Genomic DNA, 13,033 nt, shown 5'->3' with positions numbered 1-13,033 from the left:
TTTGTTGTGAACGAAAACACTTTGATCGTACGCCAACTGGGTCGTCAGCGTTATATGCCAATTTGGCAAAAAATGCAGGACTTTACCGACACCCGTGATGAAAATACGCCAGATGAAATTTGGCTTGTAGAGCACGAGAGTGTATTCACCCAAGGTCAGGCTGGTAAGGACGAACACTTACTAGCTCCTGGCGACATTGAGGTGATTAAAGTTGACCGTGGTGGACAAGTAACTTATCACGGCCCTGGCCAGCAAATGATGTATGTATTATTTAATCTACGTCGTTTAAAGATTGGTGTACGTGAATTGGTTACATGGCTTGAAGAGTGCATTATTGAATCACTCGCCGAGTATGGTATTGAAGCTTATGCTAAAGCTGATGCACCCGGTGTTTACGTTAACGACAGCAAAATTGCATCCCTTGGATTACGAGTTCGTCGTGGTTGCTCGTTTCATGGCTTAGCATTAAATGTTAACATGGACCTAAGTCCATTTTTACGCATTAACCCATGTGGTTATGCGGGCATGAATATGGTGCAAACTAAAGAATTAGATGGTCCTCAAAACCTAGAAAGTGCAGGTGAAGGATTGGTGAAACACATGATCAAGAAGCTTAATGCAACACAGGTTAAGCATACTGAAGGGTTTGAAAACGAATGAATAAACCAGTCAAAATGGAACCAGGTGTAAAACTACGCGACGCAGAAAAAATGGCGTTGATCCCAGTAAAAGTTTTACCTACAGAAAAAACTGAAATGTTGCGTAAGCCAGAATGGTTAAAAATTCGCTTACCTAAATCAACCGATCGCATTGACGGCATTAAAAAAGCGCTACGTAAGCATGGCTTACACTCGGTATGTGAAGAGGCTTCGTGCCCTAACCTATCTGAATGCTTTAACCACGGTACAGCTACCTTTATGATTTTAGGTGCTATTTGTACTCGTCGTTGCCCATTTTGTGATGTTGCCCATGGTCGCCCATTAAAACCTGATGCCACTGAACCTGAAAAGCTAGCACTTACTATAAAAGATATGAAGCTAAGCTACGTTGTAATCACTTCAGTTGACCGTGATGATTTACGAGATGGCGGTGCTCAGCATTTTGCCGATTGTATTCGCGAGATTCGTAAACATAATCCAACTATCACTATCGAAATTTTAGTACCTGATTTTCGTGGTCGTATGGACCGCGCATTAGAGATATTAATCGAGACGCCACCAGATGTGTTTAACCACAATCTTGAAACTGCGCCACGTTTATACAAACTAGCTCGCCCAGGTGCTGACTACAAATGGTCATTAGAATTACTTCGTCGCTTTAAAGAAGCTCACCCAGAAGTTAAAACTAAATCAGGCTTAATGGTAGGTTTAGGTGAAGAAATTAGCGAAATTGAAGAAGTACTTCGCGATTTACGTGCACACAACGTTGACATGCTAACTGTAGGCCAATATCTACAACCTTCTAAGCATCACTTACCGGTTAAACGCTACGTGCCACCAGTAGAGTTTGACGGCTTAAAAGCGTATGCAGACGAAATTGGCTTTACTCACGCGGCTTCAGGTCCGTTTGTACGCTCAAGCTACCATGCTGATCAACAAGCAGCGGGCAAAGAAGTAAAATAACCACTTTTATCAAAGAATAAAAAAAGCCGTTAATAATGCATAATTATTAACGGCTTTTTCATGCTAATTGATAAAATAGCTTACTGCGCTAACTTACCTCTTGTGATAGAAAAATCAGCAAACCTAACACGTTCTTCATCAACTCGAAGGCTGTCGGTTTCAACAATTGAGCGGTATATTCCCCACTTAGGACGAGCAAAATCATCATCATTAAAGCCGCGCCACATATCTATGTTTTGCTCGCTTATATTAAATATCTCTGCGTTGTCGCTTAAGCGCGTTAATGTCATATCAAGCTTACCACTTTCACTAAATGTAGCTTGTACAAATACCTCGACCCATTCATCTGTAATTAAAGACCAGTCGGTTTCAATTAAGTTTTTATCAAGACCCGTGCTGTTACCGTTTTCGTCAAAGCCTGCGCTATACCGCACTTGCAGTTGATTGCCTGTACTGTTTTTTTGCGCACCCGAGAGAGTGATAATAGGCTGATCGTCATTACCATTGGTGTTGTCGTTACTCTCGTTACGGGCTTTTATTTGAAAAAAATGGCTAAACTTACTCGTAAGCTCAAGCTCGCTGCTTACTTTAAATTTCCAGCTGTATTGAAATGTCTCACCCTCAAACGCCAGTGTTTCTTGCGGTGATTTATCGTAGGTTTTTATTTCGTTGCGTTGCCTGTCACTTGCACCTTTGTCTTTATCTTGGTCATCATCTCGGTGGGCTAAAAATACAAAATGGCTACCAATTATCGTATCGGTATCTTCGATAATATGGACAACACTTTCATGATTGCCAGCGTATAAATCTGGAGATTCAATTGACCCTTCGCCGAATGCATTTTCAATAAGTGTGTATGCGCCAAGTCCCGAATCTACGCCATCTGATTGCAATAACACGTGCGAGATACTCTCAAAGCCATCAGCTTGAGTTATTGGTGCACCAACAATTGTTATGATAATTTGTGCGCCAGTACCATCTAAAGAGTTTACTGTTATTGTGTCTTGCAGTTTTTCATCTTCCCTTAAAGATGTTATTGAAGCATTTAAATCATCAAGTGTGTATGACCAATATCCACCAGCATTTAAGCTAAAAAAACCATAGCTTGTAGCGCTATTTTCTTGTGCTATAAAAGCAGCCTCACCGGATTGTTGATCAGTAATGGTTAATGAGCCTGTTATTGCATCATTACTATCACTAATAACTTCGCCTCGGCTATTACCACCAATTATTGCTGGAGTTTTTAAAGTAATCGCGTCATTATTTTGCACCGTAGAATCAGAGCCAGAGCTGCCACAACCAACAACTAAACAAGATAGAAGTGCGGTTGTAATTACATTACGCAGTTTAAGATTATATTTAGGCATTGTTAGCTTTATAGTTAATAGTAAGTTAATAAAACATAAACTTACCAATTAACTATGCAAATAACCACAACTCAATTACCAATTAACATGACCAATTTAATGGCAATCCATTTAAAATTATAAAAGCTATGTTTTTTCAGTGTGATACAAACAATTATTCCTATAGAACGTTTATTTATATATGTTTTAAAATAAAATTAGGTTAAAGCTGAGTTACTTGAGATAATTAGTACTGACATAATTATTTAGGTTCATTATGAAACTATTAGTTCGTAACTTGTCTCGTGCTACCACTGAGCATGAGCTTCGTACTTTATTTGCAGAGCACGGTAAAGTGACTACCTGCAACTTGGTACTTGATAAAGAAACTGGCCAATCTAAAGGCTTTGCCTTTTTAGAAATGCCAAACGACATAGAAAGTAAAAGCGCCATTAAAGCACTTAACCAATCTACTGTTGATAAAAGTAAGATCCGCGTAAAGCTTGCAGACGCATAAAGCTAACTGCAACTTATACTAAAAAACCAGCTAATGCTGGTTTTTTGCTTTTAGTGCCAAGTATTGTATTTAAGCTTTATATTTAGCTAAAAAAACTAAGCGGTTATTAAGCCGCTTTTTTTATACTTATAGTGCCCAATATTATAAAAGAAGCAGACAGCACAAAATATGTCTCCTGCTCAGCTAATTTTGCAGCAGCAAAAAATGCAATGCCACTAGCTATAAATAAATACCCACTTTTTTTACATTGGCTCATTATGTGCTCCTTTAGGTTGTTCGTTATTTATACACCTTATAAAATCAATCTGCAATTGAATGAAAAGTTCTCTATAAAAATTCGACATCGCTGCGGTGCTTCCTTTATATTGAAAGCCTAATTAAATAACAATATGAAGACTATGGCATCTACTCTTTTAAAAAGCGCTAGCCTAAGCCTGCTAGTTGCACTCTTTGGCTGCTCAGAGCCTGCAAGCGAACAAACCCCATTAGAAAATACAGCCGGTGTAAGCCTTAGCAATATTAAACAGCATATTAAAACGCTAGCCTCTGATGACTTTCAAGGCCGAGGCCCGCTTACTCATGGCGAAGTGAAAACAGTAGGCTACTTAAGCGAGCAATATAAAGCGCTGGGTTTAACCGGTGCTTATAAAGGTAAATACTTACAGCCTGTAAAAATGGCAATGGTGACAGCTAATCAGGACATGCAGTTAAAGGTAGGTGATTTGAGCTTTGAATCAGGCAAAGACTTTACCGCACGTACCGAGCAACTTCAGCCATTAATTGATGTAAGAAGCTCTGACGTTGTATTTGCGGGCTATGGTATTAATGCGCCAGAATATAGCTGGAATGACTATAAAAATATTGATGTAACTGGTAAAACAGTGGTTGTGCTAGTTAACGATCCAGGCTTTGCTACTCAAAACGATGCCCTTTTTACTGGCAATGCAATGACCTACTACGGTCGCTGGACTTATAAATATGAAGAAGCCGCTCGCCAAGGTGCAAAGGCTGTATTTATTGTTCATGAAACAGCACCTGCGGCATACCCTTGGGGCGTAGTTGAAAGTTCAAACACCGGCACTAAATACACGTTAATGGATAACAATTTAAACGCGTCTAAATTACCGGTTATGGGCTGGCTAACACTTGATGCGACTGAGAAAATGTTTAACGCCGCAAAGCTTAACTATCAAGATTTAAAACAAGCAGCATTAAATGATGACTTTAAAGCGACGCCACTTAACTTAAAAGCAAACCTTGCCTTTAAAAACGAAGTATCTCATGCAAAATCGCATAACGTAGTTGCACAAATTACAGGTAGCGAATCACCTGACGAATACGTTGTTATTAGCGCTCACTGGGACCACTTTGGTACTAAACAAACTGATACTGGCCCTAAGATTTATAACGGCGCAGTAGATAACGCTTCAGGCACTGCAGCCACGCTTGAAATAGCACGCATCATGAGCAAAATGAATAAGCAAAAACCATTTAAACGCTCAATTATTTTTGCTAACTTTACAGCAGAAGAAACGGGGTTAATTGGTTCTGAAGAATTTGCATCGGGTGCGGTTGTACCTACAAAACAAATGGTCGGTCTATTAAATATTGATGGCATGAACGTGCTTGATGGCACTGACTACATTTTACAATACGGTAAAGATTTATCGACAATGGAAAACTATTTAGCAAAGGCTGCAAAATCACAAGGTCGTGTTGTTAAAATGGATCCTCGCCCGCAAAATGGCTTGTTTTTTAGATCTGATCATTTCTCACTTTCTAAGCAAGGTGTGCCTAGTCTATTATTTATGAGCCTGGGCGATACCGATCCTGAGTACATTGCGCATAAGTACCATAAAGAAGCAGACGACTACTCTGCTGATTGGTCGTTAGGTGGTGTTAAGCAAGATATAGATCTTATTGTTGATATAGCCACTCAACTTGCAAACAATGGCGATTGGCCAAAGTGGACGAGCGAGTCTGACTTTAAAGCCAAACGCGCGCAAGATAAACAATAAATAACTATTAATAGTTATGTAATATAAAAATCCTCCTACTTGGAGGATTTTTGTTTTAAACGAGCCCGCATTAATAGCGTTTCGGCCTTTGCTCCTAAATAAACATAAATAGCTAGTGCAATTAAAAGCCCCACTACTGCAAGCATCATCGCTATTGCAGGCATTAAATACTCCGATTGCCCCAACGCCGCTTTAAACATAGTTAACAACGCCTCAATTGATATAGCAATTAACACGGTAGATATAAACCGTGTAATAGTGCGCCGCGTAGATGAGTGCCTAAAAATATCCTTATGCATAAGGATTTCTTCTTCGAGTATTGTTTTACCTAAATCGAATACTGCTAATGCTAGGGTGATGTAAATAATGATACTAAAGGGTTCAAGTGGGTCTGATGAGGTATCTACATGGGTTAATAGCGCGTATATATCATTAAAAACGATATTCAGTAAAAATAATACTAAGCAAAATAAGCACGCAACAATAATACCGTAACCCGCTTTAAAGTAAGGCGACATATTAGCGCGCGCAGTATCACCCATTACAAACTCAATAAGCTGCGTTAAGCTCACATCAACGACCAAGTAATGTTGATTATTAATTGGTTTTTTTAGTTCTTTAATCGCCGATATACATAAATGGTTAGTCGCTATAGAAATGTAGGGATCAGTAAAGCACACCCTATCACTTGTTTTAGCGTTCAAAAAATAGGGGCGCTCGCTTAAATCTTGTTGATTACCACTTTCACCTAGCTTTTTTCTATATGCCCGTTTAAAGCAGACATTATTACCCTGCTGCAAACCTTCTGCATTTAAACAATATTGTAATTCTAAAAATGGGTACTGCTTAATCAGGTAGCGGGTATCACGCTCCTTAGTTAACCCATCCTCAATACTCATCAAAATAGATTCAAGTAAGCTGTGTATTACATGCTCATATTCGTGGTAGCGCTCAACACTACTGATATAACTCATTCGCGCCATTTTAAATACTCATTGACCTAAGTTATAAATAGATTTGCAAGTTTAAAACCAATAATAAAACAACTTAATAATCAGTAACTTAATTAAATTAAAACTCGAGTTTTGCACTATTTTGGTGACTAAACAGTAATATATTAAGTTAAATGCACAAAAAAGCAGCTAAGTATTAATTACTTAGCTGCTTTGTGAGTATGACTGGTAAGGCTTTACGACTAACTTAAATATAGAGCCTGTTACTGAACCTTCGAAAACTCTTCTTTAGATAATTCGCCATTTCCATCTGCATCTAATTGATCAAAAAGCTGTACTAGTTGCGAGTTTACTTGGGCTTCTGTTTTACTAATTACGCCGTCGCCATCAGTATCAAAAGAATCAAAATCTACCGCAGCAAACGCCGCTGAAGAAGAAGCAAGGGCTACAAGTGCTAGAGTTTTGTGTAATGTTTTCATAATCGTTTCCTTAGGCTTTGAGCCTGATTAGGGGTAAGAAGTCCTTTTCAAAGATCCTTTAGGAGTAAAGTGTTTATAAATTAATATTCAAAAAAATCATTTTCTGTCGGACCACCGCTACTTTGAACATTCAGCTCGTCAAATTGCTCTATCACTTGCACCGATTCTTCAGAGCGACTAATTGAAGCGTTGTCGACTGCATCGCGTGTTTCAAAGTCTGTGTTTGCAAATACTACTGACGAAGAAACAATAGCCATAAGTACAAATGTTGATTGTAGCTTTTTCATAATTTAATCCTTCAAAAGTATGCGGTGTCCTAAATAAATTTGCTCTATAGTGCTCTCTAGTCACTTCCTGGTTATTCTTTTTAGTAGGCTCCCTTGCCTACTTAGGTTGTCTTTGGCAACTCAGAATTTAGATAACATTACAGAGCATTAACTGCTTAAACTGCTTAAGGCTTTAATTTTAGGCCTTAGAAAACTCATCTTCAGATAGCTCACCATCTTGGTTTGTATCGAGTTCTTCAAATTTGCTTAAAAGCTCAGCATCCACTGATGCTTCGGCTTGGCTGATTGCGCCATTACCATCTACGTCTAGCGTATCAAAATCTGTTACTGCAAAAGCCGCTGATGAAGAAGCTAGCGCCATTAGTACTAGTGTTGATTGAAATGTTTTCATAATAGTATTCCTTCATTGGGTTGTTGCGATTAAGGCCTTTGGCTTTCATCACGTTTTGCTTAATACACTCTAGGTATTACAACTTCGGTGCCACTTTTTATTTATTATTTAAAAACAATGAGTTAAACAATATAAAGCGAGAGAAGCTTAATTTGAGGAGGTGTTATTGTTGCTATTTAGCAACAGCCATTTACCTAAAAATAATAAACCGATATAAATCAATTAGTTAGATTTAGTTAAAAAGACACACTTTTGCTAAAAAGCCAAAAAGGGGGGTGTTTGGGTTAGTCTTCAAAATAAACTGAATATGAACATGGAAGTAACATAGGATTTATTCGCGACTATTAAATAATTAATTCATTTATAATTAGTCAGTTACATTATTTTTGAGATTAATTATAAAAATTTTGGAAGGATATTTTGAAATTAACTGTTTTGTTGCCAAATGGCGAATTACTCAGAAAGAATGTGATATATGAGCTAAGTTATAGCATTGAGTTCATAACTTAATGCGCCGTAAAATATAGGTTCGCTTGAGTTAAGCAAACCTACATCGTGTGCCAGCTATCTGCAAATGTGCCGCTATTGGAGTGAGGTAAATTATGTAGATTTAAACTACTTCCACCCTTGTAGCCACTTTTGGTTATCTTTTAAATCTCGCCAACTAATTGGATATTGATTTTTTGACATAACAGCCTCGGTAATACACTCAATTACATTACCATCTTCATCAAATTCCACCTCAACAATAATGAAGTGTTTTTCTTTATTTATAGAAGGTGTTGCGGTCCATTTACTATTCAATAATTTTTTAGGGTTTAATTTATTCATTTAATATAGCGACTCTTACTCGTAACTTTTATAAGGCAACTATACGACCCCAACACCTACTTAGTTCAGGTTACTGAGCAACTAGCTTGCCCTTATACATTTGCATTTGGCAATGAAAATCATACTCACCGGCTTCAAGCGCGGGTAGTTTAACTGTGTTGCCATCACCCATTGCCAGCGTTTTACTTATATCAAGCTGTGGAAATACCACGGTTTCGGCGCACGGCGCGCTGTCTTTTCTATCAAAGGTAAGTACAACCTCTTTGTTGGCTGCCACTTTAATGTGTCCTGGCTTATAAACACCGTTATCAACGACTATCGTTACTTTGTTGTCATCACTTTGTGTTTGCTCTGGTTTGTATAGCCAAAACCAATAAATAATTGCGGCTATTAACAGTGCACCACCTATATTAATCATCAACATAATGTACTCCTTAGCTTAAATTACGATTTATTTGGTTTGAAAAAACGTAAGCGATTAGCGTTACTTACCACTGTAAGCGATGAAAGTGCCATAGCTGCACCTGCAACAACAGGGTTAAGTAGTATTCCAAAAAATGGATACAACACGCCGGCTGCAATCGGAATACCCGCCACGTTATAAATAAAGGCACCAAATAGGTTTTGTTTAATATTTGAAATAGTTGCATTACTCACTGCAATTGCATCAGCAAGGCCATGTAACGAACCACGCATTAAGGTAATGTCTGCACTTTCTATTGCAACATCGGTACCTGTGCCAATTGCAAACCCTACATCGGCTTGCGCAAGTGCGGGGGCATCGTTAATACCGTCACCTGTCATACCCACTATTTCACCGTTTGCTTGGCGCTTTGTTACTTCGTTTACTTTATCATCGGGCATTACTTCTGCAATAAAGTCATCAATACCAACTTGCTTAGCAACGGCTTGTGCAGTGGCTTTGTTATCACCTGTTAGCATAACTAGGTGGATACCTTTATCTTGCAGGCGTTTAATAGCTTCAACTGAATCCTCTTTAATAGGATCTGCTACTGCAATAATAGCTTGGAGCTTATTATTACTTGCAAAATACATGGGCGTTTTAGCATCACTGGCAAGTGTTTGAGCTTGCTCGGTTGCATCATCAACGGCTACATCATATTTATCCATTAGCGCTTTATTACCAAACAACAATGTTTGCCCGTCAACACTGCCAGTCACACCTTTACCTGTAATTGCGTTAAAGTCGGCTACTTTACTTAAAGCTAAGCCCTGCTTTTTAGCGTGTGCCGTAATTGCTTCTGCCAGTGGATGCTCTGAGCTACTTTCAAGGCTTGCAACACGTTGCATTACTGTATTTTCATCACTGTTGTTAAACGTAACTACATCGGTAACTTGCGGTGTGCCTTGAGTAATAGTGCCTGTTTTATCTAAAATCATGGTGGTGATTTTAGATGTTGTTTGCAGCGACTCACCATTTCGAATTAATATTCCTGACTCTGCAGCTTTACCAATACCCACCATAACCGACATAGGGGTTGCGAGTCCTAGCGCACAAGGACACGCAATAATAAGTACAGTGGTTATTGCAACAACGGCATAAGCAATTGATGGCTCAGGTCCAAAGTTTAACCATGCAAGGCCCGCAAGTACTGCAATAATCATGACTGTTGGTACAAATATTCCTGATATAACATCAGCTAAGCGCCCTATTGATGGCTTAGAGTTTTGTGCACGCTTTACCATATTGATAATATTGGCAAGTGTGGTTTCGCTACCAATGTGCGTGGCTTTAAATAATAAGGTGCCACTTTTATTAATACTTCCGGCAACGACTTTGTCGCCCGTTTTTTTGCTTACAGCCATTGGCTCACCAGTAAGCATTGACTCATCAACCGTACTGCTGCCTTCAATAACATCGCCATCCACAGGGATTTTTTCACCCGGACGTACGCGTACTTCATCATTTTTTACAACATCACTAATGTCGATGTCTTGCTCTTGCCCATCGCGAATTACGCGTGCAGTTTTTGGTTGCAGGCCAATTAAGCGTTTAATTGCTTGTGAGGTGCGCCCACGTGCTTTTACTTCAAAAGCGAGCCCTAAACTAATTAAACCGATGATCATCGATGATGCTTCAAAATATACGTGTCTTGCGACTTGTGGTAATAAGTTTGGTGCTATTACCACAAACATTGAATACAACCACGCAGTACCTGTACCAAGCGCTATTAATGTATCCATATTGGCAGCATGGTTTTTGAATGCCTGCCATGCACCGTTGTAAAATTGTTTACCTGATATAGCCATAACCACAAGCGTGACTATACCCACTAAAAACCATGCCATTCGTTGTGTGTCGGTGGTCACACTCATGTCAAAAATAAGCCCGTATATCATTAACGGCGCACCGACCCCTAACGCTAATATCATATTACGCATTAGCTTTTTGTAATGTGCCTCGTCCGACTTTGCTTTTTCATCAAGTGCATCTTGATCAGACTCGTTACTCATTGGCTTAGCTGAATAACCAATGTTTTCGACTGCTTTAATAAGCGTGCTTTCGCAGGCTTTACCTTCTACACGTACTGTACGCTCAGCAAAGTTCATTTCCACGTTTTGCGCACCTTGAACACTATTGAGGGCTTTTTCAATTTTGGCCACACAACTGCCGCAATTAGCACCTTCAATAATAAAGTTTTGCGCGGTGTCTTTTGTATTAGTCGTCATTACGCTGCTCCTTATTTGCAGAATCGTTTATTGGATCAACAAAAGATTCTATTAAACTACACACGTCACTGGCATTTGCACCATCGGCTGATGTATCCCATTGCGCCAGAGCTGCATGCATTCTGTTTCGTAATTTTAATGTTGCTTGAAATAGTGCTTCGGTTTCTTCTAGGCGTTTAGTAATGAGTTTACGCGTTAACGGACAAGGACAATTCCCCTGCTCTGACTCGCCTATAATGTGTTGAATATCTTTGAGTGAAAAACCAAGTTGACGAGAGCTAATAATAAACTTTAAACGCTGCTGGTCTTGCTTTGTATACTCTTGATAGCCATTTTCTTCACTGCGTATTGGGTTAAGCAACCCAACACGTGTGTAATGACGAACAGTATCGGCAGTCACGCCCATTAACTTGGCGAGTTGTTTAACATACATAATTTAGCTCCGTCGTGTTTCAGTAGCTTCATAATAAACCTAGGTGCAACACATAGGTCAATGACTATTTTAAAACTAATAAAATAATACCAATTCGCTTAATTAAGTAACCTATTTAAGACAAGAAAATCGTGTTGATAACAAGGCAAAGGTTTCGTTATTTAGTTGTTATCACTAATTGCCTCTGCATCCATGCAGTCGTATATCAAAATGTTTAACGCAGTTAACGCCGAATATAATCCCTCAAATTGATTAAGTATTGTTGCTCATTGGTATAGTGACACAAACATAATTAACTTAAGCTGATATCGGGCGTGTATTATCTGGAGGGGGGTAATTTAGGAGAGAAGCGCCTAAGTAAGGCGCGTATTAATCTAAGGGCGTGTTGATCATTGGTGGTTTAATTTACAGCAGACTGTTTGGTCTTTGGCAGAGCCTATGTAGTGTGGTTATTCCCCATAAATAGGCGATAACGCAGCATAAATACCAAACATGCGCTGCCCTAGTTTGATTCGCTACGGCTTTGCTCTAATTCGTCGCTTAGTTGCTGCGCTAAAGTTTGTATTTTAGGCATAGCATCTTTCATTAAGCTTTGTGACATTTGCATAGACTCTTGCATTACAACAGGCATTTTTTCAAGTATTTTTTGCCCTGTATCTGTTTTATAAAACGCTAGCATATCGGCAATTTCTTGCTCACTAAAATGTTTGTCGTACACGCTAATCATCATCGGCTGCATTTTGGCCCAGCTCATTTCGGTTTTTAATACCGTCGTCATGTCGCTGTAGTATTTATCAAAAATTGCCTGTTCAGAAGGCTTAACGCCCATTTGGTCTGACATGCCTTTCATCATACCTTCAACCTGGCCGTACATAGAGTCAACCATTGAATCTAAATTCATTACACTAATAAGTTCATCTATTTTTTGCTGCTTAGTATTTTGTTCAGCATACAAACTACTAGAAAAAATCAGTAATGATAAAAGTAGTACCTTACCCATAATAATATCCTTTCATATAAATAATCGTTTTATAGTTACATTATTAATTAGTCTTGTAAAGGGTACAAGCAGTCACTAAAAAGGCCGAATAAAATGAATTTATTCGGCCTTTTATAAATATATTTTTATGTTAATCGTCTTCTACATTATCTAGGCCTTTAGTGCCTTCTTTGGCTTTTAGCTTATGATGAATAGCTGACTTTATTAGCATGTAACCACTAATCGGTGCCGTAATTAGTAAAAATATAGTAATGAGTATTTCTTTAACACTTAGGCCATGTCCTGAATTTGCAAAATAAACCATAGCTGCAATTAGCATACTTGCCATGCCCAACGTTGTTGCTTTAGTTGGCCCATGCAAACGCATAAAAAAGTCAGGTAGTTTAACTAAGCCTATTGAGCCAATTAAAATAAACGTACCACCAAATAACAATAATATTGATACAACCCATTCGCTGATCATGT

Annotated in this window: 16 protein-coding genes; 4 read left to right on the top strand and 12 right to left on the bottom strand. The window is 38.7% G+C overall.

Going from position 1 to position 13,033, the window contains the following annotated elements:
• Nucleotides 1-6 precede the first annotated feature (6 nt).
• Together lipB and lipA are read left to right on the top strand one after the other, a co-directional pair.
• Entirely contained in the window at nucleotides 7-660 is a 654-nt protein-coding gene (gene lipB, locus GQR45_RS08745; RefSeq protein ID WP_010554695.1) for a lipoyl(octanoyl) transferase LipB, read from the top strand.
• Entirely contained in the window at nucleotides 657-1,622 is a 966-nt protein-coding gene (gene lipA / locus GQR45_RS08740) for a lipoyl synthase (protein WP_002958515.1), read from the top strand. Before lipB ends, lipA begins: the two co-directional genes overlap by 4 nt.
• Nucleotides 1,623-1,702: 80 nt before the next feature.
• On the opposite strand, the gene GQR45_RS08735 is transcribed toward lipA, so the two are convergent.
• Nucleotides 1,703-2,989: a VCBS domain-containing protein gene (locus GQR45_RS08735; RefSeq protein ID WP_165725693.1), complete on the bottom strand. Its 1,287-nt coding sequence runs from the start codon at nucleotides 2,987-2,989 to the stop codon at nucleotides 1,703-1,705.
• 256 nt (nucleotides 2,990-3,245) lie between these two features.
• Between GQR45_RS08735 and GQR45_RS08730 the strand changes: the two genes are divergently transcribed.
• A complete protein-coding gene (locus tag GQR45_RS08730; RefSeq protein WP_007585551.1) occupies nucleotides 3,246-3,485 on the top strand; it encodes an RNA-binding protein in 240 nt (79 codons plus the stop codon).
• 106 nt (nucleotides 3,486-3,591) lie between these two features.
• On the opposite strand, the gene GQR45_RS08725 is transcribed toward GQR45_RS08730, so the two are convergent.
• Nucleotides 3,592-3,741, bottom strand: coding sequence for a hypothetical protein (locus GQR45_RS08725; RefSeq protein ID WP_165725692.1), 150 nt, complete (start codon nucleotides 3,739-3,741; stop codon nucleotides 3,592-3,594).
• A 142-nt stretch (nucleotides 3,742-3,883) separates the two neighbouring features.
• On the opposite strand from GQR45_RS08725, the gene GQR45_RS08720 reads away from it, so the two are divergent.
• Complete coding sequence (locus GQR45_RS08720) at nucleotides 3,884-5,503, top strand: M28 family metallopeptidase (RefSeq protein ID WP_165725691.1); 1,620 nt, start codon at nucleotides 3,884-3,886, stop codon at nucleotides 5,501-5,503.
• 35 nt (nucleotides 5,504-5,538) lie between these two features.
• On the opposite strand, the gene GQR45_RS08715 is transcribed toward GQR45_RS08720, so the two are convergent.
• The 10 genes from GQR45_RS08715 to GQR45_RS08670 all read right to left on the bottom strand — a co-directional run bounded on the left by GQR45_RS08715 (nucleotide 5,539) and on the right by GQR45_RS08670 (nucleotide 13,031).
• Nucleotides 5,539-6,486, bottom strand: coding sequence for an EAL-associated domain-containing protein (locus GQR45_RS08715; RefSeq protein WP_165725690.1), 948 nt, complete (start codon nucleotides 6,484-6,486; stop codon nucleotides 5,539-5,541).
• Nucleotides 6,487-6,719: 233 nt separating this feature from the next.
• Nucleotides 6,720-6,935 (bottom strand): EF-hand domain-containing protein, encoded by a 216-nt coding sequence (locus tag GQR45_RS08710; protein ID WP_002958509.1) that lies wholly within the window; start codon nucleotides 6,933-6,935, stop codon nucleotides 6,720-6,722.
• Nucleotides 6,936-7,015: 80 nt separating this feature from the next.
• On the bottom strand, nucleotides 7,016-7,222 hold the full coding sequence (locus tag GQR45_RS08705; RefSeq protein ID WP_165725689.1) for a calmodulin: 207 nt from the start codon (nucleotides 7,220-7,222) through the stop codon (nucleotides 7,016-7,018).
• A 178-nt stretch (nucleotides 7,223-7,400) separates the two neighbouring features.
• A complete protein-coding gene (locus GQR45_RS08700) occupies nucleotides 7,401-7,613 on the bottom strand; it encodes a calmodulin (RefSeq protein WP_165725688.1) in 213 nt (70 codons plus the stop codon).
• 615 nt (nucleotides 7,614-8,228) lie between these two features.
• Entirely contained in the window at nucleotides 8,229-8,444 is a 216-nt protein-coding gene (locus GQR45_RS08695) for a TIGR02450 family Trp-rich protein (protein ID WP_007585532.1), read from the bottom strand.
• A gap of 70 nt (nucleotides 8,445-8,514) precedes the next feature.
• Nucleotides 8,515-8,868 carry a cupredoxin domain-containing protein gene (locus GQR45_RS08690; protein ID WP_007378488.1) on the bottom strand — a complete coding sequence of 118 codons (354 nt, stop codon included), beginning with the start codon at nucleotides 8,866-8,868 and terminating at the stop codon, nucleotides 8,515-8,517.
• A 20-nt stretch (nucleotides 8,869-8,888) separates the two neighbouring features.
• A complete protein-coding gene (locus GQR45_RS08685; protein WP_165725687.1) occupies nucleotides 8,889-11,135 on the bottom strand; it encodes a heavy metal translocating P-type ATPase in 2,247 nt (748 codons plus the stop codon).
• Nucleotides 11,125-11,568 (bottom strand): MerR family transcriptional regulator, encoded by a 444-nt coding sequence (locus GQR45_RS08680; RefSeq protein WP_165725686.1) that lies wholly within the window; start codon nucleotides 11,566-11,568, stop codon nucleotides 11,125-11,127. The genes GQR45_RS08685 and GQR45_RS08680 overlap by 11 nt, the downstream gene beginning before the upstream one ends.
• 502 nt (nucleotides 11,569-12,070) lie before the next feature.
• A complete protein-coding gene (locus GQR45_RS08675) occupies nucleotides 12,071-12,568 on the bottom strand; it encodes a DUF2059 domain-containing protein (RefSeq protein WP_010554687.1) in 498 nt (165 codons plus the stop codon).
• Between the two features lie 130 nt (nucleotides 12,569-12,698).
• Nucleotides 12,699-13,031, bottom strand: a complete 333-nt coding sequence (locus GQR45_RS08670; protein ID WP_007585525.1) for a Na+/H+ antiporter subunit G — start codon at nucleotides 13,029-13,031, stop codon at nucleotides 12,699-12,701.
• Between the last annotated feature and the right edge of the window lie 2 nt (nucleotides 13,032-13,033).

This window comes from Pseudoalteromonas sp. SA25, from assembly GCF_011378705.1.
Classification (GTDB): domain Bacteria; phylum Pseudomonadota; class Gammaproteobacteria; order Enterobacterales; family Alteromonadaceae; genus Pseudoalteromonas; species Pseudoalteromonas arctica.
This window is presented reverse-complemented; position numbering and strand designations above follow the sequence as displayed.